At 70.8% G+C, this 25,439-nt stretch carries 22 protein-coding genes; 4 read left to right on the plus strand and 18 right to left on the minus strand.

Annotated elements, in window-relative coordinates; translation table 11 throughout:
* Positions 1 to 886: 886 nt before the first annotated feature.
* Complete coding sequence (locus tag AB0K67_RS28850) at positions 887 to 1,930, minus strand: LacI family DNA-binding transcriptional regulator (protein ID WP_364066609.1); 1,044 nt, start codon at positions 1,928 to 1,930, stop codon at positions 887 to 889.
* Positions 1,927 to 3,774 carry an MBL fold metallo-hydrolase gene (locus tag AB0K67_RS28855; RefSeq protein ID WP_364066612.1) on the minus strand — a complete coding sequence of 616 codons (1,848 nt, stop codon included), beginning with the start codon at positions 3,772 to 3,774 and terminating at the stop codon, positions 1,927 to 1,929. Before AB0K67_RS28855 ends, AB0K67_RS28850 begins: the two co-directional genes overlap by 4 nt.
* Positions 3,775 to 3,806: 32 nt before the next feature.
* Between AB0K67_RS28855 and AB0K67_RS28860 the strand changes: the two genes are divergently transcribed.
* Positions 3,807 to 5,429 (plus strand): beta-N-acetylglucosaminidase domain-containing protein, encoded by a 1,623-nt coding sequence (locus AB0K67_RS28860; protein WP_364066615.1) that lies wholly within the window; start codon positions 3,807 to 3,809, stop codon positions 5,427 to 5,429.
* A gap of 55 nt (positions 5,430 to 5,484) precedes the next feature.
* Here the strand turns inward: AB0K67_RS28860 and AB0K67_RS28865 are convergent, their stop codons facing one another.
* From AB0K67_RS28865 to AB0K67_RS28915, 11 genes are all read right to left on the minus strand, one after another.
* Positions 5,485 to 6,999: an FAD-dependent oxidoreductase gene (locus AB0K67_RS28865; protein WP_364066618.1), complete on the minus strand. Its 1,515-nt coding sequence runs from the start codon at positions 6,997 to 6,999 to the stop codon at positions 5,485 to 5,487.
* A complete protein-coding gene (locus AB0K67_RS28870) occupies positions 6,996 to 8,705 on the minus strand; it encodes a hypothetical protein (protein ID WP_364066621.1) in 1,710 nt (569 codons plus the stop codon). Before AB0K67_RS28870 ends, AB0K67_RS28865 begins: the two co-directional genes overlap by 4 nt.
* Positions 8,706 to 8,713: 8 nt before the next feature.
* Positions 8,714 to 9,541, minus strand: coding sequence for a carbohydrate ABC transporter permease (locus AB0K67_RS28875; RefSeq protein WP_364066624.1), 828 nt, complete (start codon positions 9,539 to 9,541; stop codon positions 8,714 to 8,716).
* A complete protein-coding gene (locus AB0K67_RS28880; protein WP_364066627.1) occupies positions 9,538 to 10,422 on the minus strand; it encodes a sugar ABC transporter permease in 885 nt (294 codons plus the stop codon). Before AB0K67_RS28880 ends, AB0K67_RS28875 begins: the two co-directional genes overlap by 4 nt.
* 49 nt (positions 10,423 to 10,471) lie before the next feature.
* A complete protein-coding gene (locus tag AB0K67_RS28885; RefSeq protein WP_364066629.1) occupies positions 10,472 to 11,863 on the minus strand; it encodes an extracellular solute-binding protein in 1,392 nt (463 codons plus the stop codon).
* Positions 11,864 to 12,203: 340 nt separating this feature from the next.
* Entirely contained in the window at positions 12,204 to 13,802 is a 1,599-nt protein-coding gene (locus tag AB0K67_RS28890) for a cation acetate symporter (protein WP_364066705.1), read from the minus strand.
* Between the two features lie 17 nt (positions 13,803 to 13,819).
* Positions 13,820 to 14,149, minus strand: coding sequence for a DUF485 domain-containing protein (locus tag AB0K67_RS28895; RefSeq protein WP_364066631.1), 330 nt, complete (start codon positions 14,147 to 14,149; stop codon positions 13,820 to 13,822).
* Positions 14,150 to 14,354: 205 nt separating this feature from the next.
* Positions 14,355 to 15,206, minus strand: coding sequence for a carbohydrate ABC transporter permease (locus tag AB0K67_RS28900; protein WP_364066633.1), 852 nt, complete (start codon positions 15,204 to 15,206; stop codon positions 14,355 to 14,357).
* Positions 15,203 to 16,087 carry a sugar ABC transporter permease gene (locus AB0K67_RS28905; RefSeq protein WP_364066634.1) on the minus strand — a complete coding sequence of 295 codons (885 nt, stop codon included), beginning with the start codon at positions 16,085 to 16,087 and terminating at the stop codon, positions 15,203 to 15,205. Before AB0K67_RS28905 ends, AB0K67_RS28900 begins: the two co-directional genes overlap by 4 nt.
* Entirely contained in the window at positions 16,084 to 17,244 is a 1,161-nt protein-coding gene (locus tag AB0K67_RS28910; RefSeq protein WP_364066636.1) for a sugar ABC transporter substrate-binding protein, read from the minus strand. Before AB0K67_RS28910 ends, AB0K67_RS28905 begins: the two co-directional genes overlap by 4 nt.
* Positions 17,245 to 17,407: 163 nt before the next feature.
* Positions 17,408 to 18,565: a PLP-dependent aspartate aminotransferase family protein gene (locus AB0K67_RS28915; RefSeq protein WP_364066638.1), complete on the minus strand. Its 1,158-nt coding sequence runs from the start codon at positions 18,563 to 18,565 to the stop codon at positions 17,408 to 17,410.
* Positions 18,566 to 18,576: 11 nt separating this feature from the next.
* On the opposite strand from AB0K67_RS28915, the gene AB0K67_RS28920 reads away from it, so the two are divergent.
* The 3 genes from AB0K67_RS28920 to AB0K67_RS28930 all read left to right on the plus strand — a co-directional run bounded on the left by AB0K67_RS28920 (position 18,577) and on the right by AB0K67_RS28930 (position 20,808).
* Positions 18,577 to 19,623, plus strand: coding sequence for a LacI family DNA-binding transcriptional regulator (locus tag AB0K67_RS28920; RefSeq protein ID WP_364066640.1), 1,047 nt, complete (start codon positions 18,577 to 18,579; stop codon positions 19,621 to 19,623).
* A gap of 68 nt (positions 19,624 to 19,691) precedes the next feature.
* The gene (locus tag AB0K67_RS28925; protein ID WP_364066642.1) at positions 19,692 to 20,687 is read left to right on the plus strand and encodes a hypothetical protein; all 996 of its coding nucleotides are present in this window, start codon (positions 19,692 to 19,694) and stop codon (positions 20,685 to 20,687) included.
* Positions 20,680 to 20,808 carry a hypothetical protein gene (locus AB0K67_RS28930; protein WP_364066644.1) on the plus strand — a complete coding sequence of 43 codons (129 nt, stop codon included), beginning with the start codon at positions 20,680 to 20,682 and terminating at the stop codon, positions 20,806 to 20,808. Before AB0K67_RS28925 ends, AB0K67_RS28930 begins: the two co-directional genes overlap by 8 nt.
* Here the strand turns inward: AB0K67_RS28930 and AB0K67_RS28935 are convergent.
* From AB0K67_RS28935 to AB0K67_RS28955, 5 genes are all read right to left on the minus strand, one after another.
* The gene (locus AB0K67_RS28935) at positions 20,805 to 22,292 is read right to left on the minus strand and encodes a cation acetate symporter (RefSeq protein ID WP_364066646.1); all 1,488 of its coding nucleotides are present in this window, start codon (positions 22,290 to 22,292) and stop codon (positions 20,805 to 20,807) included. The genes AB0K67_RS28930 and AB0K67_RS28935 overlap by 4 nt on opposite strands.
* A 25-nt stretch (positions 22,293 to 22,317) precedes the next feature.
* A complete protein-coding gene (locus tag AB0K67_RS28940; protein WP_364066647.1) occupies positions 22,318 to 22,791 on the minus strand; it encodes a hypothetical protein in 474 nt (157 codons plus the stop codon).
* The gene (locus AB0K67_RS28945) at positions 22,788 to 23,537 is read right to left on the minus strand and encodes a LytTR family DNA-binding domain-containing protein (RefSeq protein WP_364066649.1); all 750 of its coding nucleotides are present in this window, start codon (positions 23,535 to 23,537) and stop codon (positions 22,788 to 22,790) included. Before AB0K67_RS28945 ends, AB0K67_RS28940 begins: the two co-directional genes overlap by 4 nt.
* Before the next feature lie 33 nt (positions 23,538 to 23,570).
* Positions 23,571 to 24,752, minus strand: coding sequence for a histidine kinase (locus AB0K67_RS28950; protein WP_364066651.1), 1,182 nt, complete (start codon positions 24,750 to 24,752; stop codon positions 23,571 to 23,573).
* A 270-nt stretch (positions 24,753 to 25,022) separates the two neighbouring features.
* The gene (locus AB0K67_RS28955; protein ID WP_364066653.1) at positions 25,023 to 25,427 is read right to left on the minus strand and encodes an HIT family protein; all 405 of its coding nucleotides are present in this window, start codon (positions 25,425 to 25,427) and stop codon (positions 25,023 to 25,025) included.
* Positions 25,428 to 25,439 lie beyond the last annotated feature (12 nt).

The following is a 25,439-nucleotide window of genomic DNA, read 5'->3' on the forward strand; positions in this document are numbered from 1 at the left end:
AAGCGCCCGTGGACGGCACGAAGCGCCCGTGGGGTCGGCTGGCGACCGCGTCGCCTGGCACCGGGCGACGGACGCGCCCCGAATCGCCTGCCACCGGGCGACGGACGCGCCCCGTAGCGCCGAAGCGCCGGGCCCGAAGGGCTCCAGCGCACGCGCCGTCCGTCGTGGCTCGCGCCTCAGGCCACGGGCATCGCGCCGCCTTCAGTGCGCACCAGAGCCCCCCGTCACGCCGCTTCGGCTGCGTCCGTGGATCGCAGGGCACGACGCGGCGGCACCGCGCCAGATGCGCCGAAGCGCTGGGCTCGACGCGGGCGGATCGCAGGCGCCGCACGGTGACGGTCGCCCCCGGCGCCGCAGGCACCACCCCGCACGATCGCTCCCCACACCACAGGCACCGCCGCGCCGCGACTCGCACCGCACGCCAGAGCGCCAAACGCGGCGGGGGCAGATCGGCAGGCACCACCCCGCAACGATCGCTCCCCACACCACAGGCGCCGCCGCGTCGCAACTCGCACCGCACGCCAAGGCGCCAAACGCGGCGGGGGCGGATCGCCGGTCCCGCGCGGTGCCGATCGGGCTGGTTGTGCGAGGTGCGTGGTGCGCGGCCCTCTCCCGAGGCGCGGGGCGCGAAAAGCACCCTGGGGCGCAGGAAGCCACCTTCCGGGACGCGAAAGGCGCTTCGGGACGTGGGAAGCACCCCTCGCGGACGTGGAAAGCACCCCCGGAGCGCAGGCAGCACCCCCGAGCGCAGGCAGCACCCCCAGGACACGAAAAAGCGCACCGCGGGACGCGAGAACCACCCCTCGCAGAGGCGGACAAGACCCTGGAGCGCGGGAAACACGCCCTGGACGCGGGGCGGTCCCAACGCTCGGCAAAGACGAGGCGCTCAGAGGGCGGGTGGTGGGGCGGCGGATTCGCGTTCGATGAGGCGGACGTTGAGTACGGTCGTGACCGAGTCGGCGTCGGGCATCTCGATGCGCTCGTGGAGCCGGCGGACGGCGGTGGCGCCCAGGTTGAAGGTGTCCTGGGAGACGGCGGTGACCTGGGGCGAGACCATGCTCATCCAGGGGGCGTCGTCGAAGGCGACCAGGCTGATGTCCCGTGGTACGGCCAGGCCGCGCTCGCCGATGGCCCGCCAGACGCCTTCGGCGAGGACGTTGTTGGCGGCGAAGACGGCGGTGGGCCGGTCGGGGCCGCTCAGCATGTCGAGGGCGCGGCGGCGGGAGTCGGCGACGTCCCAGCCGGAGGAGACGACGAGGTCGGGGTCGACGGTGATGCCGCCGGCCGTCAGCGCCTCAAGGTAGCCCTGGTAGCGCTCGTAGCCGGTGGTCCAGTCGGTCTCGTCGATGAACAGCGCGATGCGGCGGTGGCCGAGCCCGACGAGGTGGGCGGTGGCGGTACGGGCGCCGACGCGGTTGCCGACCACGACGCCGTCGGTGGAGCCGGCGGCGAACTGGCGGTCGACCTCGACCACGGGGATGCCGTGTGAGGACAGGTAGGTGGAGACGGCGGAGGAGTTGGGGGTGACGATCACGCCGGCGACTCTGAGCGCGACCAGCGCCTCGGCGGCCTCGGTCTCGGTCTCGCCGGACAGGCTCGTGTCGGCGAGCACCATGGTGTAGCCGCGCTCGCGGGCCGCGGCGCTGGCCCCTGCGGCGAGCTCGGCGTAGAACGGGTTGCGCAGGTCGCTCACCAGCACCCCGACAGAGCGGCTGACCTGCTGCTTGAGCGTGCGGGCCATGACGTCGGGCACGTAGCCGAGCTCTTCGGCGGCGCGCAGCACACGCTCGCGCACGTCGCTGGCCGCATATCCGCGCCCGGTGAGGGCCCGGGAGACGGTGGAGCGGGAGACGCCGGCGGCCTCGGCGACATCCTTGATCGTGGGACGGCGGGAAAGGCCTGCGGGAGTGCGGCGCCGTTCTACGGTCATCGGTTCCCTTCCGTGACCACGTCGACCAGCGCCTCGGCGTGCTGCCCGAGTCGCAGGTCGCCGATGGTCAGATCGACTGCCAGGCGTACGCGGCGGCGCGGCTCCGCGGGCGCGCCGAGCCGCAGATGCACCTGCTCCATACCCCCTCCGGGCAGCCTAAGCGCCAAAGATCCCGGCTCGCGCCGCCAGCCGGGCGGCACCACCGGCTCGATGGTGGCCACCGCCTTGTCCGGCCACGGGTTGCGCACGGTGGCGGTCAACGTGATCTCGCCGCCCGCGGGGACGCTCGTATAGTACGGCGTCAGCCGGCACAGCACCCCGTCGGCACCGAGATCGAACCGGTCGGAGGGCAGCAGCTCGCGGTGGAGCGCGATCAGCTCCTCACCGCGTTCGGTGAGCATGCGCAGGTAGTCGTCGTCCACCCAGCGGGGCCGCCAGTGGCCGCTGACCATGAGGTCGGGGCGGAGCCGGTTGTAGAGCGCGGCGCTCTTGCGGTAGTCCTCGATCTGGAAGCGGTTCTTGTACTGGAAGTTCAGTATCTCCTGGCGCTCGCCGGGGACGCCGAGGCCGTCCTGCTGGTCGCCGGTGACCAGCACCCGGTGGCCGTCCACCTCGAACGCGTACGCCGCCGCGTACATGGTGTGCCCCGGCAGGTCGTACACCGTGATCTCGTACTCCCGCCAGCGCACGGTCTCCCCCAGACCGAGCACCCGGTCCGACGGGATGGGGTCGAACCACGTGCAGGGCAGGTCGTGGTGGAGCGGCGTGGCCAGGATGGGCGCGATGTGGGACGGCGTCCAGATCTCGGTGCCCTCGACGTCGCGCAGCAGCGGCATGCCGGCGACGTGGTCGTCGTGGTAGTGGGTCGGCACGGCCACCTCGACGGCGGTGACGCCGTAGTGCTCGCGCAGTGCGGGCAGGGAGGCCAGCCAGGGCCGCCGGGCCTCGCGGGCGGTGCTCTTGACCAGGCCGGTGCACATGTCGTAGCCGAAGTCGAAGACCATGGCGGCGCCCGACTCCGACAGCAGCACGTAGCTGTAGGACTGGCTGGACCTGTTCATCAGCAGGTGGGGCGTGATCTCGATGAACGGGTTGGTGAGCAGGCCGCGCAGGTCCCACGGGCGGGGGCGGCGGAAGTCGACGTAGCGCTGCATGGCGGCCGAGAGCCGGGACAGCGCGTCGGCGGGCTCGGTCATCGGGTCGCCGTGGGAGGGCAGCAGCAGGTCAAGGTCTTCGCGCTGGAGCAGCTCGGCGCTGATGACCACCATGGCGGGGCCCTCGTTCTCGGTGTACGACCACTGGGTGGCGGCCAGCGACCACACCTTGCCGGGCGCGTAGATCAGGTCGCCGGTGAAGGCGATCCTGCCGACCACGTAGGTGACTGAGCCGGGCGTGTGGCCGGGGGTGGGCAGCACGCGTACGTCCATGCCGCCGTACCGGGCCGTGCGGTACTCGGGCACCACGCTGGTGATCTCGACCGGCTCCAGCAGCGAGAAGCGGTCGTCGCGCAGGTCGTAGTCGTTGTAGATCTGGCGGCCTGACCACAGCTCGTCGACCTTGTCGAACAGGTCGCGCTCGACCGGCGGCACGTGGATCGCGACGCCCGCGGCCGCCGCGCGGTGCAGCCCCTGCACCTGGTCGCGGTGGTGGTGGGTGACCAGCACGTCGGTGATGCGGTCGAGGCCGAGCTCGTCGAGCAGGTCGAGCACCCGGCCGGAGCCGAAGTCGACGGCGATGCCGGTGCGCTGCCCGTCGGGGCGGTCGGGGGCCTTGATGACGTAGACGTTGCAGGTGTCCTCGACGCGGAGCACCCCGGGCGCGACTTCGGTGACTTCCTTACCCACGGGCCAGGAGTCTATCCGGTATCGTTCCCACAATGGATGCCCTGGAGTGGATTGTCCCCCGTCCGAAGAAGGCCACCATCGGCACCGATCACGTCGTTTTGAGCGGGTGCCGGATCACGGGCGATCCCGCCGCGGCCAGCGCCGTCGCCGTACTCACCGAAACTCTGGGCACCGGCGAAGCCGTGCCCGTCGAGGTGCGGGTGGACGCCGAGCTGCCGCCCGAAGGCTACGCGCTCAGCGCGGGACCGGGCGGCGTGCTGATCAGCGGCGCCGACCCCGCGGGGGCGTTCTACGGCGCGCAGACCCTGCTCGCGCTGCTCGCCGCGCCCTGCGCCGCGCACGCGGCCTGCGTGCCGGAGATCGACGTGCGCGACTGGCCGGACCTGCCGCTCCGGGGCACGATCGAGGGTTTCTACGGCACGCCGTGGAGCCACGAGGAGCGCATGGAGCACCTGCGCTTCTCGGCCAGGCACAAGCTCAACACGTACGTGTACGCGCCCAAGGACGACCCGTACCACCGCGAGCGGTGGCGTGAGCCGTACCCGGAGGAAGAGCTGGCCAGGCTCGGCGAGCTGGTCGCGGAGGCGCGCAGGCGGCACGTGAGGTTCGTCTTCGCGCTCAGCCCCGGCCTGTCGATGGTCTACAGCGACCCGGCCGAGCGGGCGGCGCTGCGGGCCAAGGCCGAGCAGGTGTGGGAGATCGGCGTACGGGAGTACGCGCTGCTGTTCGACGACATCCCGCCCGAGCTGAGCCACGAGCCCGACAAGGCGGCGTACGGCACGGCGGAGGGCGCGAGCGCGAGCGCCCACGCGGCGGTCTGCCGCGACTTCGCGGACAACTTCCTCGCCCCGCGCGGCGCGGACCGGCCGCTGACCATGGTGCCCACCGACTACGCGGGCACCGCTCGCTCGGCCTACCGCGATCGGCTGGCCGCCGAGCTGCCCGCCGACGTGCTGGTCTGGTGGACCGGGTCCGACATCGTCGTGGGCGCGATCACCGCCGGCGAGACGCGGGCGGCGGCCGACTCCTACGGGCACCGGGTGGCGCTCTGGGACAACTTCCCGGTCAACGACTTCGACTTCTCCCGGGTCTTCCTCGGGCCGCTGACCGGCCGGGCGACGGACCTGGACGGCGCGCCGCTGGAGGGCATCACGGCCAACCCCATGGTGCAGGCGGCGGCCTCGCGCATCGCGCTGACGACGGTGGCCGACTACGCCTGGCACCTGGCGGCGTACGAGCCGGGCAGCGCGCACGAGCGTGCGGTGCGGCTGGTGCCGGGCGCGGCCGAGCTGCTGCCGCTGGTGCGGGCCTGCTCGGCCTGGCCGCCCGGCGCGGACCAGAGCCCCGAGCTGACCGCCCTGTGCGCGTCCGTGCTGGAGGGCGGGCCGGACGAGCGGCTGCGGGCCGAGCTGGACCGGCTCGCGGGCCTGCCGACGGACGTGCCGGGGGCGCTGGCGCGGGAGCTGGAGCGCTGGGTGGCGGCCGCCCGCGACATGGCCGCGGCCGGCCTGGCCGCGCTCGACCTGCTGCACGGGGGCCGCACGCCCGAGCAGGTGGCGCAGGCGCTGGCCCGTGCCGAGGAGCACGAGGCGAACGTGCTGCGCCGCGTCATCCCGCCGTTCATCCGCCAGGTCCTCGACCGCGCGGGCGCCTGACGCACGTGCGCCCGCCCCGGGGCGGGATCCCGGGGCGGGCGCTCACGTACACCGGTCAGAGCGAGAGGACCTGGCCGGCCGCCACCAGCTCCTCCTGGAGCGCGGCCACGTCCACGTCCTGCACCGCCTTGCCGCTCCCGGCGGCCTGGGCGGCGGCGAGCCCGGCCGCGTGGCCGAGCATCTGGTACTGGACCTCCATCCGGATGGAGGAGAACGCCACGTGCGAGGCCGACACGCAGACGGGCACGAGCAGGTTCGCGCACTCCTCCCTGCGCGGCACCAGCGCCCGGTAGGGGATCTGGTACGGCGCCACGCCGACCGACAGGTATCCCTCGGTCACCACCATGGGGATGGGGTCGGGGTGCTCGTACACCCAGCGCCAGGTGCGCTGCACCTCGCGGATGTCGAGGTGGTAGGAGCCCATGGCGACCGCGTCGGCGTGCCGCCGCCCCTCGACGAGGTCGTGCTCGGTGAGGTGGACCTCGCCCAGCATGCGCCGCGCCTCGCGGACGTAGAGCTGGTGCGGCAGGTGGCCGGTGTCGGCGAACTCGTCGGGCGGCAGCCCCCAGCGGCTCAGCTCCGCGCGTACCGAGGCGGGCACCTCGGGGTCGTGGGAGAGGAAGTACAGCAGGTCCTGGGCGTGGTGGAGGTGGTGCAGGCGGATGCGCTCGCGCTCCTCGGGCCCGGCGTCGGGGTAGGCCCAGGCGGAGCGGTCGAGCACGCTCAGCGAGAACGGGCCGAGGGAGTTGCCGTCGCACTTGCCGTTCGGCAGGTTCGGCTCCAGGCCGACGAGGCGGCCCGCGCGGGGCTCGTAGCCCTGCTCGCGCCAGTGGCGGAAGAGCCTGCGGCCCAGCTCCCAGTGGTCGTCGTCGTAGCCGGGCCGGCGCTCGAACGGGATGCGGCCGGGCGCGGTGGTCATGCAGACGCGGTAGCCGTACGACATGACGCCGCCGTCCCCCTCCCCCACCTCGGCCATGGGGCCGTCGGCGACCTGCGGGAGCAGCGTGCCGTCGTCCCTGAACGGCGAGATGTACGGCGGGAAGTTGTGCATGCCGGGCATCACCTCGCGCCGCCCGGCGAACCGCTCGCCGTGCAGGGAGCGGTCCTCGCGGCCGACGCGGTAGCCCACCCCGGCGGCGGCCATCAGGTCGCCCTCGTAGCTCGCGTCCACGAAGACGCCGCCCGCGTAGTCGCCCTGCCGGGTGACGGCGGAGAAGATGCGGTCGCCCGAGGTGACGACGGTGCGCAGCGGCGCGTCGAAGACGACCTCGACCCCGGCCCGCTCCAGCCAGGACGAAAAGATCCGCTCGGCGACGTGCGGCTCGGGGCCCGCGTAGTGGCCGGGCGCGACCCCGTACGCGTCGGCGACGGCCTGCCGGAACTCGGCCGCCATGCCGCCGAGCACGCGGACGTCGCCGATGTCGGTGTAGCCGAGCCCGCCCGAGGTCATGCCGCCGACGTGCCTGCCGGGTTCGAGCAGCACGGTGTCCAGGCCGCGCCGGGCGGCGGCCACGGCGGCGCACACCCCGCCCGACGTGGCGCCGTAGACGACGACCTCCGCCTGCCTCACCGCCGCCACCATCGCGCGACCTGGCGCAGGTCGTCGCCGGTGATCGGCTCGCGGCTGTTGTCGATGGACTCGACGTAGTAGAGCGCGGGCACGCCCAGCTCGGGCTGCGCCTGCGCGTACGCGAGCCAGTCGGCCTTGGTCGGCATCGGCCACTGGTCGGTGTCGATGAGGTGGCCGGGCATGGCGTGCGCGGCGACGGCGTGGCGGTAGCGGAGCTGGTCGACGGCGGGCACCGGGTCGCCGGCGGCGTCCAGCTCCAGCACGTCGTTGAGCCTGATCATGTCGCTGACGTCGCCGAAGGCGGGGTGCGGGGTGTGGGTGACCATGAGGGCGTCGGGTTTGACCTGCTTGGCGGCGTCGTACATGGTGGCGAGCAGCTCGTGAAGCAGGGCGAGGCCCCAGGTGGAGCCGTACGTCTTCAGGTGGGAGCCGCTGGGCGACCACTGCGTGAAGTCGATCTTGAATCCGTCGGCGTCGAGGTCGCCGAGGAGCCGCTGCATGATGGCGCGGACCCGCCGCCGGTAGGCGGGGTTCGTCGGGTCGGCGGCCACGGCCCTGCCCGCGGCGTCGGTGATGCACTCCTCGACCGGCAGGCCGTCGGCCGACCAGGCCCGCCACCACAGCAGCACCCGCTGGCCGCGGGCGTGCCTGGCGGCGATCCACTCGCGCAAGTCCGGCCACTTGGTCTCGTCGGGCTCCAGGTTGCCGTAGGTGAGCTGCCAGCGGTCGTCGATGACGATCGTGCCCGGCACCAGGCCGTGCTCCTCCAGCCTGGCCAGCCACTCGTCGTACAGGTCGCGGCGGGAGAGCGTGACCGGCGAGACGCCGTCGGCCCTGGCGCACTGGGCGCCCCAGCCGCAGAAGATCGGCTCGCTCCACCACGCGGCCCGCTCCCCCTTCGGCCCCTGCGGGGCCAGGCCGTGCTCGATCAGGTCGGCCCGGTGGTGGCCGATCGCCTCCCATGGCGAGGCGGCGAGGCGGAGCACGACGGCGGGCGAGGTCCAGGAGCCGTGCACCTCGGTGTGGCACTCGTAGTCGAAGCGCAGCAGCGCGCCGCCGTCCACCGGCTCGTACGCGACCTCGGTGAAGGTCAGATCGGCGATCCCGGCGCGTACGGAGGCGCCCAGCCACGGCCCGTCCGGCACCGCCGTCGCCCCGGACGGCGCGTCCTTGCAGAAGGCCAGCACCAGCGGCGGCGGCGAGAAGACGGCGTGCAGCCGGCCTGGTGAGGCGTCGCCGACGACGGTCAGCGCGACCGGCGCGGACACCGGCCGCACCACGCTCACCGGGTGCGCCGGCGTGGGGCTGAACACGCCGCGCGCGTGCACCCCGGAACGGAACACGCCGGACGCGCGCGTGTTGAGCACGGCCCGGCCGCCGAGCAGCGTCACGTCGCTGAGCACGCCGTCGCCCTCGACCCGCACCTCGACCGCGACCGTCTCGGGCGTGCAGGTGAGCCTGACCGTCTTGCTCTGCCACTCGGTGGTGCGCTGGGGGAAGTCGAACACGGCCGCGCCGTCGCGCTCGGCGAGCACGGGCGGCAGCGTCTCGTACGTCTCGTCGCGCCCGCCCCTGGTGCTGACCGAGGACAGCAGGTTGAGCGACATCCACCCTTCGAGCTCGGCGCTGGGGTCGGTACGGGAGACGGTCAGCCGGTAATGGCCGCTGTCGAGGTGGTAGGCGGTGTCGGTGGTGGTGATCCGCATGGGCCGGCTCATCCCTTGCTTCCCGTCGTGGCGATGCCCCTGATGAAGTGCTTCTGGCCCAGGAAGAACAGGATGATCATCGGGATGGTGGTGATGACGCTGGCCGTCATGACGATCTCCCAGTGCCACTCGCCGCCGAAGCCGAACTGGTCGAGCAGCGCCTTCAGCCCGCGCGGCACGGTGAAGGTGCTGGAGTCGCGCAGGTAGATGAGCGGCCGCATGAGGTCGGTCCAGGCGGCCTGGAACTCGAACAGCAGGGTCACGACGACCGCGGGCTTGCACAGGGGCAGGGCGATGCGGGTGAAGATCTTCCAGTTGTTCGCCCCGTCGATCTTGGCGGCCTCGAACGGCTCGCGCGGCAGGCCCATGAAGAACTGCCGCAGCAGGAAGATGTAGAAGGCGCTGCCGAACAGGTTCTGCGCCCACAGCGGGGTGAGCGTGCCGACCGCGCCGAGCGAGTTCCAGATGAGGAACACCGGGATCATGGTGACCGCGCCGGGCAGCATCATCGTCGCCAGCACGATGCCGAACAGGAAGTTCCTGCCCGGGAAGCGGAAGTAGGCGAACCCCCAGGCCACCATCGCGCTGGTGATCGTCACCGCGACCGCCGCGAGCACCGTCACCAGCAGCGTGTTGGCCATCCACAGGCCGAGCGGGGCCTCGTGCCACACCCGGATGTAGTTCTCCAGCGTGAACGTCTCGGGGATGATCCGGTTGTCGAAGACCTCGCTGCGCGGCTTGAAGGAGGCGCTGAGCAGCCAGATGAACGGGTAGATGAACGCGATCGTGAACGCGCCAAGCGCGACCCAGGTCGCGATCTTCGCGGCGCGCCTCATGGGTTACCCCCTTCGTAGTGGACGAAGCGCCTGGTCACCACGATCTGCACGGCGGTGATCGCCATGATCACGATGAACAGCAGCCAGGCGAGCGCGGAGGCGTACCCCATGTGCAGGAACTCGAAGGCCTGCTGGAACAGGTAGATCGCGTAGAACAGCGCCGCGTCGTTGCTGTAGGTGGTGTTGCCCGCGCCGAAGAAGGCGGTGTACGCCTCGGTGAACGACTGCAGGGCGTTGATGGTGTCCACGATGAACAGGAAGAACAGCGTGGGGCTGATCATCGGCACGGTGATGCGGAACAGGCGCTTCCACCAGCCCGCGCCGTCCACGAGGGCGGAGTCGTACAGCTCCTGCGGGACGCCGCGCAAGGCGGCGAGGATGATGACCACGGAGGAGCCGACCGTCCACAGGTTCATCAGCACCAGGCCCGGCTTGACCCAGTCGGGGTCGGTGGTCCAGGCGGGGCCGTCGATGCCGAAGAGGCCGAGGAAGGCGTTGATCAGGCCGTTCTGGCCGTTGAACAGCAGCAGCAGGAGGATGCCGATCGCGACCGGCGGCGTCATCTTCGGCAGGAAGAAGGCCGTGCGGAAGAAGCCGGTGGCCTTGCTGGCGCTGTTGAGCAGCAGCGCCAGCCCGAGTGCGACCACGAGGTGGGTCGGCACCGACAGCACGGAGAACACGAACGTGTTCCACAGCGCCAGGCCGACCTTCGGATCCTCGAAGAGCTGCACGTAGTTGTCGAAGCCGACGTAGTTCGGGTCGTTGATGACGTCGTAGTCGGTCAGCGACAGATATGCGCTGTTGATGACGGGCCATGCGGTGAAGACCAGGAACCCGACGATCCAGGGGCTGATGAACAGCAGCGCCGCCCTGGTCTCCATGAACCGCATGGTCCGCCGTCGCGGTGCTCGGACGTGGGAAGGGGACATCTCAGTTCGTACGCTTCGTCCAGCCGGCCCACGCCTTGTCCAGCGCCTCCTGCGCCTCCTGCTGAGCCTTGTCGAGGGCCGCCTTCGGCTCGTCCTGGCCGTTGAGCACCCGGTTCACCGCGTTCTGCCAGGCGTCCTTGAACTCCTTGTCGGCCGGGTTGGCGGGGAGGCTGAAGGTGTGCTTGTTGGCCTCGTAGAACGCCTTGACGCCGGCGTCCCAGACCTCGCCGCCGGAGGTGAGCATCTTCTCGATCTCGGCGTCGGCCTTGACGTTGCCGGTGAGGATGCCGGTGAACGGCTTGTCCTCGGCCTTGCGCTTCTCGACGCGGGCCTGGGCGGCGGCCTTCCAGGTGTCGACCAGCGTCATGGTCTTGGCGAAGCGGCAGGCGGCGCCGGGGTTCTTTGCGCCCTTGGGGATGGCCCACGCCGAGCCGGAGGAGTAGGCGAGCGGCTTGCCCTCGGGGGTGCGGAAGGTGTCGAAGGCCATCGGCGCCTTGGGCGAGACGTCGTTGAGTACGTTGACGTACCACTGCTCCATCGGCATCGCGCCGAGCGCGTTGGTGGCGTACTGGTTGCCCTTGCCGAAGAAGTCCGCCGAGTCGCGCACGGCCTTGACCTTGGCGAAGCCGCCCTGCGCGTCGTAGATGGAGACGGCGAACTCCAGCGCCTTGACCACCTCGGGGCTGTTGAGCTGGGCGGTCTTGCCGTCGGCCGAAAGCAGGTCGGCGCCGAGCGACTTGGCCCACAGGGGCAGGAACTCGGGCAGCTTGCTGTCGAAGCCGATCACCTTGAGCTTGCCGCCCGACGTCTTGGTCAGCTTCTTCGTCGCGGCGGTGATCTTGTCCCAGTCGGAGCCGTTGACGTCGTCGATGGTCAGTCCGGCCTGCTTGAGCAGATCGGCGTTGGCCATCGTGATCTGGACCTGGTTGAACTCGGGGATGCCGTAGACCTCGCCGCCGAACGTCACCTGGGCGAGAGCATCCTGGTTGTACATCGAGGTGTCGATCTGCTCGCCCTGGACACAGGCGGTCAGGGGAACGATCGCACCTCGTGAGGCGAAAGTGCCGATCTGGTCGCGGTTGGCGTAGATGATGTCCGGCGGGTCGCCGGCCGCGACGGACGACAGGAACTGCTGGATGTCCAGGTCACCCTCGATGAGCTTCACGTCGGCGCCGCCGAGCGCCTTCTTGGCCAGATCGACACGGGTGCTGCCGATCTCGTCGGTCGCGCCGAAGCCCATGACCGAGATCGTGCCCTGGTAGGAGGCAGTGGGGTTGAACTGGCCGGCCGACGAGGTCGGGGCGGCCGCTCCGCCGGTGCCCTTCGCACAGGACGTCAGCGCGAGCGCCAGCGACACGGACAGGACGGACCAGCGGACAAGTGGGGTTCTCATGGGGGTTTCGCCTCCACACTGATCAAGCGGGGCATCAGGCATGCTGATGACGGCCACGTGGCGCCAGGCCAGTGTGGCAACGTTCACACATCTGAGAACGTACCCATACCGCTGAAATCCCGTCAACCACTCCATGCACTGCGTTTCGGTGACGTTAACTACTCCCAGGGTGTGGAACGCGCCACTCAGACGCCCACAACCCCTGCCACGCCGGGGATTCTGCGCACGCGAGAGGGCCCGGCCGGAGAACCGTAGGCCGGGCCCTCGGGTGCAGGCGCCCTGGGGCAGGGACGGGCGCCCCTTCTCGGAGGAGGCGGTTGCCGGTGTCAGCCCCCGATCATCAGTGCTGGCTCGCCTTCTCGGCGCCGACGCCGGTCAGCGAGCGGACCTCGATCTCGGCGTACTTGGCGGCGTTGTACTCCTTGCTGAGGACGGTGCCGATCCAGCCGCACAGGAAGCCCAGCGGGATCGAGATGATGCCGGGGTTGCTCAGCGGGAACCAGGCGAAGTCCGCATCCGGCAGCAGCGCCGTCTTGGTGCCGGAGACCACCGGCGAGAAGATCACCAGCAGCAGGGCGGAGACGAGACCGCCGTAGATGGCCGAGACCGCGCCCGCGGTGTTGAACCTCTTCCAGAACAGGCTGTAGAGGATCGCGGGCAGGTTGCCCGAAGCCGCCACCGCGAACGCCAGCGCCACCAGGAAGGCCACGTTCTGGCCCTGGGCGAGGATGCCGAGGCCGATCGCGATCGCGCCGATGATCAGGGCGGAGACGCGGGCCACCACGACCTCCTGCCGCTCGGTCACCTGGCCGCGCTTGAAGACGTGCGCGTACAGGTCGTGGGCGAAGCTGGAGGAGGAGGCGAGCGTCAGGCCGGCCACCACGGCGAGGATCGTCGCGAAGGCGACGGCGCCGATCAGCGCCAGCAGGATCGTGCCGCCGACGGTGCCGAAGATCTCCTCACCGATGCGTTGTGCCAGCATGGGCGCCGCCGTATTGCCCGCCGCGTCGCCCGCCGCGATGTCCTCCTTGCCGACCAGGGCCGCCGCGCCGAAGCCGAGGACCAGGGTGAGCAGGTAGAAGACGCCGATGATGGCGATGCCCCAGAGCACCGACTTGCGGGCGTCCCTGGCGGTGGGCACGGTGTAGAAGCGGATGAGGATGTGCGGCAGGCCCGCCGTGCCGAACACGAGCGCGAGGCCCAGGCTGATGAGGTCGATCTTGCCGGCCAGGCCCTGCGCCTCGGTGCCGTACTTCAGGCCGGGGATCAGGAAGCTCTCCGGGTTGCCCTCCGGGCCGCTGGTGGCGGCGGCCTGGCCGAGCAGCGCCGAGAGGTTGAAGCCGAACTTGCCGAGCACCAGCAGCGTCACCAGCGCGGCGCCGCCCATGAGCAGCACGGCCTTGACGATCTGCACCCAGGTGGTGCCCTTCATGCCGCCGAAGACGACGTACACGATCATCAGGGCGCCGACGCCGACGATCGTCCACGCCTTGCCCGCCTCGCCGGTGATGCCGAGCAGCAGGCCGACCAGCGCGCCCGCGCCGACCATCTGGGCCAGCAGGTAGAAGATGCTGACGACGATGGTCGAGACGCCCGCCGCCGTGCGGACCGGCCTGGGGCTCATCCTGAAGGCCAGGACGTCGGCCATGGTGAACTTGCCGGAGTTCCGCATCAGCTCGGCCACCAGCAGCAGCGCCACCAGCCAGGCGACGAGGAAGCCGATCGAGTAGAGGAAGCCGTCGTAGCCGGACAGGGCGATGATGCCGGCGATGCCGAGGAACGAGGCGGCCGACATGTAGTCGCCGCCGATCGCCAGGCCGTTCTGCACGCCGCTGAACGACCGGCCGCCCGCGTAGTAGTCGGCGGCCGTCTTGGTCTGGCGGCTCGCCCAGACCGTGATCGCCAGGGTGGCGGCCACGAAGGTGAGGAAGAGGATCATCCCCAGAGTCGTCGAGCTCACTTGGACTTCGCCTCCACCTCGTGACGCAGCTTGTCGGCGATCGGGTCGAGCTTCTTCTCCGCGTGCCTGGAGTAGGCCCAGGCGATGAGGAAGGTCGAGACGAACTGGAGCAACCCGAAGATCAGCCCGACATTGATCTCTCCGAGCACCTTGATGCCCATGAAGCCGCGCGCCCAGCCCGACAGCACCACATACAGCAGGTACCAGACGAGGAACGCCACGGTCATGGGGAACGTCCAGCGGCGGAAGCGCCGCTTCAGGTCCTGGAACTCACTGCTCTCCTGCACTTGTTCATAGACCGATGCGTCATGTTCTTGTGTCGTCACGAGACCTCCACTGTGATGCGGATCACGCCCAACGTAAGAGCGCAACCTACCCGTCGTGGAGGGCCGCCGGTGGGTTGTTCGGCGAGCCGCTGGCTCACCGCGCTTAGTTGGGGGTGGCTTGCGGTGAAAGGTCTTTCTCGCGCGATGAGCGGTCGATAGAACCGTTCATCGCCCTATCTCACCCTCTTCCTCACCCTCCTCGCCGTCACCCCTTCACCGCGCCTGCCGTCAGCCCCTCGACGATGTAGCGGCGGACGGCGGCGAACAGCACGAGCGTCGGCAGCACCGAGACGACGGTGGCCGCCGCCATCGAGCCCCAGTCGATGTCGTACTGGGTGATGAAGGAGTTCATGGCGACCGGGATCGTCTTGGCGTCCTCGCTGTCGATGAACGTGATCGCCAGGAACAGCTCGTTCCAGCACTGCACGAACGCGAAGATGAAGGTCGCCGCGATGCCCGGCAGCATGACCGGGATCACCACCCGCACCATCGCGGCGAGCCGGGAGGCGCCGTCCACCTGCGCGGCCTCCTCCAGCGCCACCGGCACCCGCTCGTAGAAGCCGCGCATGATGATCGTCGAGAACGGCACCAGCATGGCGACGTACACCAGCATCAGCCCGGCCAGCCTGTTGAGCAGGTCGAGGTCGGACATCAGCAGGTAGAGCGGCCCCAGCGCGATGAACAGCGGGATCATCTGGGTGACCAGGAACGCCAGCATCAGCGCGCCGCGCCCGGGGAAGGCGAAGCGCGCCAGCGTGTAGCCGCCGAGCACCCCGATCGCCGTCACCACCCCGGCCGAGACCAGCGACACGAGCAGCGAGTTGAGCAGGTAGGTGCCGAAGTCGGCGAATGAGAACAGCTCCTCGTAGTGCTCGAAGGTCACCTTCGACGGCCAGTAGCGCAGCGGGACCGTGAAGATCTCCGGCTGCGGCTTGAGCGAGGTGACGACGATCCAGTACAGCGGGAAGACCGTGATCAGCAGCCAGGCCGCCAGGACGACGGCCTTGGCGGCGGTGGCCAGGCGCCGCAGCGGCGCGCGCGATGTCTCGGCCGTCATCGTGCCTTCTCGAATCTCGTGGCGTTGAGGTAGAAGACGCTGAAGGCCAGCAGCAGCCCCAGCACGAGCAGGCCGACCGCGCCCGCCCTGCCGTAGTCGCCGCCGATGACCTGCTGGATGAGGAACGTGGTGACGATGTCCGTGCTGCCGGCCGGGCCGCCGCCGGTCATCGCGTAGATCAGGTCGGGGAAGTTGAGTATCCAGATGATCCGCAGCAGCACGATCAGCGCCAGGGTGGGCCTGATGTGGGGCAGCGTCACGTGCCAGAACCGCCGCCACCGTGAGGCGCCGTCCACGGCCGCCGCCTCGTACAGCTCGCCGGGCACCGACTGCAGCGCGGCCATGATCATGATGGCGAAGAACGTGACGCCGTACCAGATGTTGGCCACGATCACCGACGTCATCGCCCAGCCCGGCGTGGCCAGGAAGCCGATGCGCTCGTCGATGATCCCCGCCTTGAGCAGCAGGTCGTTGATCACGCCGAACTGGCCGTTGAACAGCCACCGCCACAGCAGCCCGATGAGGAACCCCGACATCGCCCACGGGAAGAACACCCACGCCTGGTACAGCCCGCGTCCCCGGAAGTGCCTGCGCAGCAGCAGCGCCAGCCCGAAGCCGAGGAAGAACTGGAAGAACAGCGAGACCGCCACCCAGGTGCCGGTGTTGCGCAGCGCCGTCCAGAAGCGCTCCTCCGCCAGCACCGCGCGGAAGTTCTCCAGGCCGGTGAACGGGGTCGAGGTCAGGTCGAACAGGGAGTAGCGCTGGAACGCGATGACCGCGCCGCGGATCATCGGGTAGTAGGTGAACAGCGCGACGAAGACCACGCCCGGCAGCAGGCACAGCGCGATGAAGCGGGCGCGCCGGACGGTGAACGTCCTCAAGAGACCTTCTTGGCCTGGTCGGTCCAGAACGCGTCCCACGCCTTCAGGACCTCGGCCGTGCTCTTCTTGCCGGTGATCAGGGCCTGGACGTCACGGTCGGAGTCCACGAGGAACCGGCTCCAGCCCGGGTAGTCCACCGGCCTGATCGTGATCACTTGTTTCGGGTCCTGCTGCGCCTCCAGGTACGCCTTCCACGCGCCTTGCGAGAACTGCGGGTCGTTCTGGGCCTGCTTCGAGATCGGGATGAGCGAGTTGCCCTTGGCGAAGGCGATGCTCTGCTCGGCCTCCGACAGGTACTGCACCAGCTTGACCGCCTCCTCCGGGTGCTCGCTGAAGGAGGTGACGCCCCAGCCGGCGTAGCCGACGGGCTGGAAGGCGTACCCGGTGGGGCCCTTGGGGATGGGGGCGGTGGCCCAGTTGGTCAGGCCGCTCTCCTCGACCGTCTTGATGACCTCCGGGTCCTGGATGAGCATGCCGGTGACGCCCGAGGTGAAGCCCTGCACCATCTCGGGGAAGCCCCAGGCCACGGAGTCGGGCGGCGACGCCTCCCGGTAGATCTTGACGAACAGGTCGAGCGCCTGCGCCGCCTCCGGCGTCGAGAAGATCGTCCGCTTGTCCTTGAGGAAGAACGACTTCTCGGGGTCGAGCGCCTCGCCGTTGTACGCGCTGATCATCATGACCGCGTAGTCGGCGCCGCCCTTGCCGCCGCGGAAGGAGTAGCCGTACCGGTCGCCGGTGGTCTGCTTCCTGGCCTCCTCGTACAGCTCCTGCCAGGTGGCGGGCGGGCGGGTCATGCCGCGGTCGGTGCGGTAGAACAGCGTGCGCTGGTAGAAGCCGTACGGGATGAGGTACGCCTTGCCGCCCACCTCGACCGCCTTCTTCCTGGCCAGCTCGGTCAGGTCGGACCAGCCCTCCCACTCGGTCGTCGGCAGTTCGGCCAGCCAGCCGTTGTTGGAGAAGGACTTGGCCGTGTGGTCGCGCACCTCCAGCACGTCCAGGTCCTTCTTGGTCTGCAGGATCTGGGTGATCTTCTGGTCGGCGCTGTCGAGGGGCGGGGAGACCAGCTCGACGGTGACACCGGGATTCTCCTGCTCGAAGCCCTCGATGAGGGACTTGATGAGCTTCGTACGTTGGGGACTGGTCAGACTCTCGATCATCCGCAGCCGCACGCCTCCCTCGGCTCCCCCGGACTGGGATCCGGAGGAGCCACATCCCGCGAGGACGAGTGTGACGGCGGCTGCGGCGGCTAGGAGGGGACTTCTCATGACGAGCCTCCCGCGAGGGACAGACAGCGCTGTCAATCACATGCTGTCCTTCACGTTAGGCGGACACGCCCTCCAGCGCCAGACCGAGATCCTTGATGAGGGTGTCGGCCGGTTCGAGGCCGACGGAGAGGCGGACGAGGCCGACGGGGATGCCCATGGTCCGGCGGACGCTCTCCTCGGTGGTCAGCGCGGGCGCGTTCACCAGGCTCTCGAACCCGCCCCAGGACACCCCGATCCGGAAGTGCCGCAGCTTGTCGAGGAAGGCTCCGACCTCCGCGCGCGACTCCGTGTTCAGCACGAGGCTGAACACGCTGGAGAAGCCCGACATCTGCCGCAGCGCGATCGCGTGCCCGGGATGCGACGGCAGGCCGGGATGGTTCACCTCACGCACCGCGGGATGGCCTTCCAGGAACGACGCCACCGCGAGCCCGCGCTCCTGGTGCGCCGCCATCCGCACCGGCAGCGTGCGCAGCCCCTTGATCACCTTGGCCGCGTCGTGCGGCGACATCGCGGCGCCGTAGAGCTGGTACTCCTGCAGCGCCAGCGGCCTGATCAGCCGGGACGGCCCCACCACGACGCCGCCCACGAGGTCGCTGTGCCCGCCGATGTACTTCGACAGCGAGTGCACGACGAGGTCCACGCCCATCGTGAGCGGCTTCTGGAACAGCGGGGTGGACCAGGTGTTGTCCATCACGGTCACCAGCCCGCGCTCGCGCGCCCACGCCGTGACCTCCGCGATGTCCACGACGCGGTAGGCCATGTAGGACGGCGACTCGAAGTACAGTAGGCGGGTGCTGGCTCTGATAGCGCTATCACCCGCCCCGAGGTCGTCGACGTGCGTATGCGACACCCCGAACTTCTCGAGATAGCGCAGAAACTGGGTGGTGGGCCCATAGACCGCGCCGAGCACCAGCACGTGATCGCCCGCCGACACCAGCGAGGAGATGGTCGCCGAGATCGCGCCCATGCCGGAGCCGAAGCACTTCGCGCGCTCTCCCCGCTCCAGCGCCGCCAGCTTACGCTGGGCGAGATCCACCGTCGGGTTGGTCCCCCGCCAGTAGACGTAGCGCTCGTCCTCGTTCCTGACGGCCTCGCCGAGCTCTTCGGCCGTCTCGAACGTGAACAGGGAGTTCTCGAAGACCGGCGGGTTGACCGCGCCCAGCACCCAAGGCTCGTCCTCACCCAACCGGCTACAGATCCATTCGTCATCCATGGGGGCACACTATGACAGCGCGCGAGCAGGGCGACCTGGTGGCTCCGGCCGGCGAGGCTCGCGCGGCGGTCACCCGCAAGCCCACCATGGCCGACGTCGCCAGGCACGCGGGCGTGAGCCTCAAGACCGTCTCCCGGGTCGTCAACCAGGAGCCGCACGTGCGGGCCTCGCTGCAGCAGCGGGTGCAGGCGGCGATCGACGCGCTCGGCTACCGCCGCAACGAGGCCGCCGCCCGGCTCGCCAGGGGCGCGTCCATGCTGACGCTCGGGCTCGTCATGGAGAACATCTCCAACGAGTTCTACGGCCGCCTGGCCGCCGCCGTGGAGGCCGCTGCGGCCGAGCACGAGGCGCTCGTCGTGTTCGGCTCGTACGAGGAGAGCGCCGACAAGGAGCGCATGCTCATCGAGTCGATGTACGCCCGGGGCGTCGACTCGCTCATCGTCGTGCCCTCCCCCGCCGACCACGGCTGGCTGGCCCGGCACCCCGGTCTCACCACGGTGTTCGTCGACCGGGTGCCGCCCGGCCTGGTCACCGCCGACGCGGTGCTGCTCGACGACGTGCGCGGCGGCCAGGTCGCCACCGAGCACCTGCTGGCCCACGGGCACCGCAGGATCGCGCTGATCTCCGACGACGAGGGCATCAGCTCCGTGCGCGACCGGGCGGCCGGCTACCGTGCGGCGCTGGCCGCCGCCGCGATCCCCGCCGACGAGCGGCTGGTCGTGCACGCGGTGTACGACCCGGCCCGCGTGGCGGGCGAGGTGGGCAGGCTGCTCGACCTCGACGAACCGCCCACGGCCTTCTTCGCCACCAACAACCGCGCCGCGATCGGCATCCTGCAGGCGCTGCGCGAGCGCCCCGAGCGGCCCGCGTACGTCGGGTTCGACGATTTCGCGCTGGCCGGCGTGTTCAACCCGGGCGTCACCGTCGTGCGTTACGACACCGCGCGGCTGGCCAGGGCCGCCGTGGACCTGCTGCTGAACCCGTCACGCACGGCGCGCAGGGTGAAGGTGCCCGTCGAGCTGGTGGCCCGCGGCTCCGGCGAGCTGCCGCCGCGCTGAGTCCAAAAGCTGGTCACGTCTCCACAAGACCGCGAACGCCGCCCGGCTGAGCGGGTAGCTCACACGGGATGACGGCTCAAGGGAGCGGACCGGCGTCCGACGGCGCCGAGGCGGCCAGGGTGAACACCGACCCGGACGTCTACCTCGACGTGCCCGAGGTCAAGGTGGACGAGATCACGCTCGACGTGCAGGACCTGCGGGCCCGGGTGTCGCTCCAGGCCGAGGTGCTCGACCTGCTCAAGCTGAACGTCGGCGCGGACGTCTTCCTCGGCAGCGTCAACCTCACGATCAAGGGGGTGGAGGCGCAGGCGCTGCTGAAGGTCCGGCTGGACAACGTGGCCCGCATCATCGATCGGGTGCTGCAGACCATCGACACCAACCCGCAGCTCCTCGAACACCTCACCAGGGGCGTCGGGCGCGCGGTCGAGGACCTCGGCACCGGCGCAGGCCACGCGGTCCGCGACGTCGGTGCGGGCGCGGGCGGCGCGGTCCGCGACGTGGGCGCGGGCGCGGCCGGTGCCGTGCGCGATCTCGGTGCGGGCGCGGGCGGCGCCGTACGGGACGTGGGCGCCGGTGCGGGCCACGCGGTGCGCGACGTGGGCGCCGGTGCCGGAGGCGCCGTACGAGACGTCGGGGCGGGCGCGGGCGGCGCCGTCCGTGACGTGGGCACAGGCGCGGGCGGCGCCGTGCGAGACGTGGGCACGGGAGCCGGAGGCGCCGTACGAGACGTGGGCACGGGAGCCGGAGGGGCCGTGCGCGAGGTCGGCACCGGGGCCGGCGGCGCGGTCCGCGACGTGGGAACCGGCGCCGGAGGCGCCGTACGCGAGGTGGGCGCGAGCGCCGGCGACACCGTACGCGACGCGACGGGCGTCGTACGCGAGGTCGCACCACCCGCGATCCCTGGCAACGAGGAGGAGAGGCAGGATGCCGAAGCCGCAACACCCGACGAACCCCGACGTGGAGATCAGCGCGAAGGCGAAGGCGAAGGAGCTGCGCCACCACCGCAAACCCAAGGTGGTGGTCCGCGCGATGGTCGAGCCGGATGGCGAGTGCTTTTTGGGTAGCGACCGGACGAACCTGCCCGACGAGGTCGAGCCCGGCGTCACGTACCGCGACGTCAGCATCGACTTCCGCGTGGCCGCCGCGCTCACCGACCCGCAGGACGGAGAGAAGCGGCGGGGCTAGGACGAGCGGGGCCGCCAGTCGCCGCGGTCGAGGTCGAGGTTCTCCGGCGTGTGCAGCCGTACCATCGTCCGCGCCACCCCGGCGGGCACGCGGTGCGGCGTGAGGAACGACACCGCGATCATCACGGTGAACGCGATGGGCACCGTCCAGGCCGCCGGCTGGGCGAGCAGCGCGCCCGCCAGACCGCTCTGCGGCCCGCCGACGATGGTGATGAGGACCGCGCCGCAGGCCAGCCCGCCGCCCACGAGCAACCCGGCGAGCGCACCGATCGTGGACAGCCTCCGCCACCAGATGCCGAGCACGAGCAGCGGGCAGAACGACGAGGCGGCCACCGCGAAGGCCAGCCCCACCACGTCCGCCACCGGCAGCGCCCGCGCCCACAGCGCCAGGGCCAGCGGCACCGCGACCGCCATCAGCGTGGCCTCCCTGAACGAGCGCACGCCGCCCTTGAGCAGGTCCTGGGCGATGACGCCCGCCACGGACACGGTCAGCCCCGACGAGGTGGACAGGAAGGCGGCGAACGCCCCCGCGGTGACCAGCGCCGTCAGCAGGTCGCCGAGCGTGCCGCCGATCATCCGGCTGGGCAGGGTGAGCACGACCGTGTCGGTGCGCACGAGGTCGGGCGCGTACAGGCGGCCGAGCCAGCCGTACACGGCGGGCAGCAGGTAGAACGCGCCGAGCAGGGAGAGCACGACCAGCGTCGTGCGGCGGGCGGCCCGGCCGTCGGGGTTGGTGTAGAAGCGCACGAGCACGTGCGGCAGCCCCATGGTGCCCAGGAAGGTCGCGAGGATCAGCGAGTACGTCGAGTACAGCCCGTACTCCTTGCCGCCGACGAGCGGCACCTGCCAGGTGGCCTGGTCGGCGGGGCTGAGCCCGGGAGCGCCGTCGCCGTGCCAGGCGATCAGCAGGAACACCAGCGGCACGGCCAGCGCGGTCAGCTTGAGCCAGTACTGGAACGCCTGCACGAACGTGATCGACCGCATGCCGCCCGACAGCACGTTGACCGCGACGACCACGGCGACGAGCAGGCCGCCCACCCAGACGGGCGCGCCGGTGATCGTGCGCAGCACCAGCCCGGCGCTCTGGAACTGCGGCATGAGGTAGAGCCAGCCGATGAGCACGACGAGCACGCTCGCGGTGCGGCGCACGGTCATCGACTCAAGGCGCGCCTCGGCGAAGTCGGGCAGCGTGTACGCCCCCGACCGCCGCAGCGGCGCGGACACCAGCACGAGCAGCACAAGGTAGCCGCCGGTCCAGCCGACCGGCAGCCACAGCATGTCCACGCCGAAGGACAGGATCAGCCCGGCGACGCCCAGGAAGGAGGCCGCCGACAGGTACTCGCCGCCGATGGCGGAGGCGTTCCACAGGGGGCTGACCGTGCGGGACGCGACGTAGAAGTCGGACGTCGTACGGGAGAACCTGATCCCGAAGGCTCCGATGAGCACGGCCGCCACCATGACGACCAGCACCGCTGTCAGGCTCATGCGATCCGCCCGCCCGCCCGCGCCTTCACCGGCGTTCGACCAGTTCGGCGAAATGGCGTTCGTTGCGCTCCGCCTGGCGGACGTAGAGCCAGGCACCGGTGACGAAGGCCGGGTAGATCAGCCCGGCGAGCACCGCCCACGGGAGCGGCACCCCCAGCAGGTGCACCTCGCGCAGCTCGGGGATGAGCAGGAACAGCAGCGGCAGCCCGCCGACGACGCAGGCGAGCACCGTGCAGACGAACATGGCCAGCCGGAACTGGGTGCGCAGCAGCGAGTGCATGTAGACCTCGCCGAGCCGGGTCTGCTCGTCGATCTCGCGGGTGGCGGGGTAGCGCGGGCGGCGGGCGGCGGCCGTACGGGGGCTGGTGACGGCGACGCGGCGCGGCACGTCGGCGCCCCTGCGGCCGTCCGGCGCGCGCCGGGAGCCGTCGGCGGAGCGGCGCGTCCCGTCGGTGCGGGGCAGCGGCGAGCGCCGGCCCTGACGCGGCTCGGGGCTCATTCGTGCCTGCCTTTCCTGGCCCGCCGCACGAGCAGGTCGCGCAGCTCCCGGGTGTGCCGGCGGCTGACCGGCAGCTCGGTGTCCCCGACGCGTACGGTGCACTTGCCCGAGTCGATGTGCAGCTCCTTGATGTGCTTGACGGCGACCAGGTGGCTGCGGTGCACGCGGACGAACCCGGCCGACGACCAGCGCTCCTCCAGCGTGGCGAGCGGGATGCGCACCAGGTGGCTGCCCAAGGCGGTGTGCAGGCGGGCGTAGTCGCCGTGCGCCTCCACGTAGATGACGTCGGCGCTGGAGACGAACCGGGTCACCCCGCCCAGCTCGACCGGGATCGTGTCGCTCTCGCCGCCCTCCGCGGGCACGTCGGCCGAGACCGCCACCCGCCTGATCGCCTCGGCCAGCCGCTCGGGCCGCACCGGTTTGAGCAGATAATCCTCCGCTTTGATCTCGAACGCGTCCACCGCGTGCTCCTCGTACGCGGTCACGAACACCACCCTGGGCGGGTTGGCGAACTGCGACAGCAGCCGTCCGAGCACCACGCCGTCGAGGCCGCGCATCCTGATGTCGAGGAACACGGCGTCGATCGGTCTTCCTTCGGCGATGGCACGGTCGAGCAGGCGCAGCGCGGCCGCGCCGTCCCTCGCGGTGACCACCTCCCCGATCCTGGGGTCTGCGCGCAGCAGATACGACAGGTCTTCCAGAGCGGGCAGCTCGTCGTCGACCGCGAGTACCCGGAGTTGTGCCATAGACAGTGATGAAACCGACATCGAAGATCGAGGTCAACGGGCGGAGACACCTGGGTGATATTTCGGCAATCGGATGTTGACTTTGGTGCCGGCGCCCTTGGCGGTCTCGACCACGAGCCCGTACTCGTCGCCGTAGACCTGTCGCAGCCGCTCGTCCACGTTGGCCAGCCCGACGCCGCCCGCCGGGGCGATCTCACCCGCGAGGATGCGGCGCAGCCGCTCGGGGTCCATGCCGAGCCCGTCGTCCTCGACGCTGATGCGGCACTCCGCTCCCGCGTCCTCGGCGATGATCGTGATGCGGCCGACGCCGTTCTTGCTCTCAAGACCGTGGCGTACGGCGTTCTCGACCAGCGGCTGCAGGCACAGGAACGGCACCGCGACCGGCAGCACCTCCGGCGCGATGCGCAGCGTCACCTGAAGCTGGTCGCCGAACCTGGCCCGCTCCAGGATCAGGTAGCGGTCGATCGAGCGCAGCTCCTCGGCCAGCGTGGTGAACTCGCCGTGCCGCCGGAAGGAATAGCGGGTGAAGTCGGCGAACTCCAGCAGCAGCTCCCTGGCCCGCTCGGGGTCGGTGCGCACGAACGAGGCGATCGTGGTGAGCGAGTTGTAGATGAAGTGGGGCGAGATCTGCGCGCGCAGCGCCCGCACCTCGGCCTCCATGAGCAGCGTGCGCGAGCGGTCCAGCTCGGCCAGCTCAAGCTGCGAGTCCACCCAGCCGGCCACCTCCTGGGCGGCTCTGACCAGCCCGGCCGAGGCGTTCTGCCCGTAGGCGGCGAGCGTGCCCACCACCCGGTCGTCGGTGGTCAGCGGCACCACCACGGCGTGCCTGATGGGGCATTCGAGCAGGTCGCAGTCGATGGTGAGCACCTGGGTGCGGCCGTCTTTGAGCGTGGCCGCCGCGTGCTCGAACGCCTGGCCGGCGTGGTGGTCGTCGCCCTCGCCGTCGTAGACGAGCAGGCGTTCGCCGTCGGTGATGGCCAGGGCGGCCGAGCCGAGCAGCTTGCGCAGGTGGCGGGAGGCGCGCTCGGCGCCGTCGGCGGTCAGCCCGGCCCGCAGCGGCGGCCCCGCCATGGAGGCGGTGTGCAGGGTCTCGAACGTCGCCCGCTCGGCCGGGCTGGTGCCCAGCTCCCTGCGCCCGCGCATGACCCGCCACAGCACGACGCCGGGCACGCCGACGAGCACCGCGACGACGGCCGAGCCGACGAGGTACTCCACGCGGCCTGAGCCTAGCTCACAGCGGCCGCGCAGCCGAGTGCGCGCGAGCCCCCGGCCGCGCTTTCCGCACGCCCCGCTCGCGTCTTCGACGCACCCCCGGCGCTTTCGGCGCGGTCCCCTCAGCGCTCCGGGCGCGGATCCCTCGGCGCTTCCAGCTCAGTCCCCTCAGCACTGCTGGCGCGGTCTCACGGCGCTTTCAGCGCAGTCCCCTGAGCGCTCGCGGACGCGGTCCCTCGGCGCTTTCAGCGCAGGGGTGTTTCCGGAGGGGGCTCAGAGGGCTTTGGCGATGCGGGCGGCGTAGGAGGCGGCCTCGTCGGCGGACTCGTACGTGGTGCGCGGCCAGAAGAAGCCGCGCAGCCCGTCCTTCCTGTGGCGCGGCACCACGTGCACGTGCAGGTGGGGGACGCTCTGGCTGATCCGGTTGTTCATCGCCACGAACGTGCCACCGGCCTCCAGGCCCTCCTCGACAGCCCGCGCCACGGCCTTGACCCGCTCGAAGAACGGCCCGACGTCATCGAGGTCGGTGAGCGTCTCGACGTGGACGCGCGGCACCACCAGCACGTGTCCCTTGAAGACCGGCCGGATGTCGAGGAAGGCCAGCGCCACGTCGTCGGAGCTCACCATGTGGGCGCTTCGCTCACCGGCGATGATCTCGCAGAACAGGTCAGTGCTCACGCGCCGACCCTA

It is taken from the genome of Nonomuraea sp. NPDC052634 (genome assembly GCF_040678535.1).
Taxonomy (GTDB): domain Bacteria; phylum Actinomycetota; class Actinomycetes; order Streptosporangiales; family Streptosporangiaceae; genus Nonomuraea; species Nonomuraea fastidiosa.

What these genes read in the sequence shown, in the direction of transcription:
- AB0K67_RS28870 (WP_364066621.1), bottom strand. Translation starts at nt 8,705, where the DNA reads ATGCGGATCACCACCACCGACACCGCCTACCACCTCGACAGCGGCCAT.
- AB0K67_RS28940 (WP_364066647.1), bottom strand. Translation starts at nt 22,791, where the DNA reads ATGAGCCCCGAGCCGCGTCAGGGCCGGCGCTCGCCGCTGCCCCGCACC.
- AB0K67_RS28945 (WP_364066649.1), bottom strand. Translation starts at nt 23,537, where the DNA reads ATGGCACAACTCCGGGTACTCGCGGTCGACGACGAGCTGCCCGCTCTG.
- AB0K67_RS28910 (WP_364066636.1), bottom strand. Translation starts at nt 17,244, where the DNA reads ATGATCGAGAGTCTGACCAGTCCCCAACGTACGAAGCTCATCAAGTCC.
- AB0K67_RS28925 (WP_364066642.1), top strand. Translation starts at nt 19,692, where the DNA reads ATGACGGCTCAAGGGAGCGGACCGGCGTCCGACGGCGCCGAGGCGGCC.
- AB0K67_RS28935 (WP_364066646.1), bottom strand. Translation starts at nt 22,292, where the DNA reads ATGAGCCTGACAGCGGTGCTGGTCGTCATGGTGGCGGCCGTGCTCATC.
- AB0K67_RS28880 (WP_364066627.1), bottom strand. Translation starts at nt 10,422, where the DNA reads ATGGAGACCAGGGCGGCGCTGCTGTTCATCAGCCCCTGGATCGTCGGG.
- AB0K67_RS28875 (WP_364066624.1), bottom strand. Translation starts at nt 9,541, where the DNA reads ATGAGGCGCGCCGCGAAGATCGCGACCTGGGTCGCGCTTGGCGCGTTC.
- AB0K67_RS28890 (WP_364066705.1), bottom strand. Translation starts at nt 13,802, where the DNA reads ATGATCCTCTTCCTCACCTTCGTGGCCGCCACCCTGGCGATCACGGTC.
- AB0K67_RS28915 (WP_364066638.1), bottom strand. Translation starts at nt 18,565, where the DNA reads ATGGATGACGAATGGATCTGTAGCCGGTTGGGTGAGGACGAGCCTTGG.
- AB0K67_RS28920 (WP_364066640.1), top strand. Translation starts at nt 18,577, where the DNA reads ATGACAGCGCGCGAGCAGGGCGACCTGGTGGCTCCGGCCGGCGAGGCT.
- AB0K67_RS28885 (WP_364066629.1), bottom strand. Translation starts at nt 11,863, where the DNA reads ATGAGAACCCCACTTGTCCGCTGGTCCGTCCTGTCCGTGTCGCTGGCG.
- AB0K67_RS28850 (WP_364066609.1), bottom strand. Translation starts at nt 1,930, where the DNA reads ATGACCGTAGAACGGCGCCGCACTCCCGCAGGCCTTTCCCGCCGTCCC.
- AB0K67_RS28860 (WP_364066615.1), top strand. Translation starts at nt 3,807, where the DNA reads ATGGATGCCCTGGAGTGGATTGTCCCCCGTCCGAAGAAGGCCACCATC.
- AB0K67_RS28900 (WP_364066633.1), bottom strand. Translation starts at nt 15,206, where the DNA reads ATGACGGCCGAGACATCGCGCGCGCCGCTGCGGCGCCTGGCCACCGCC.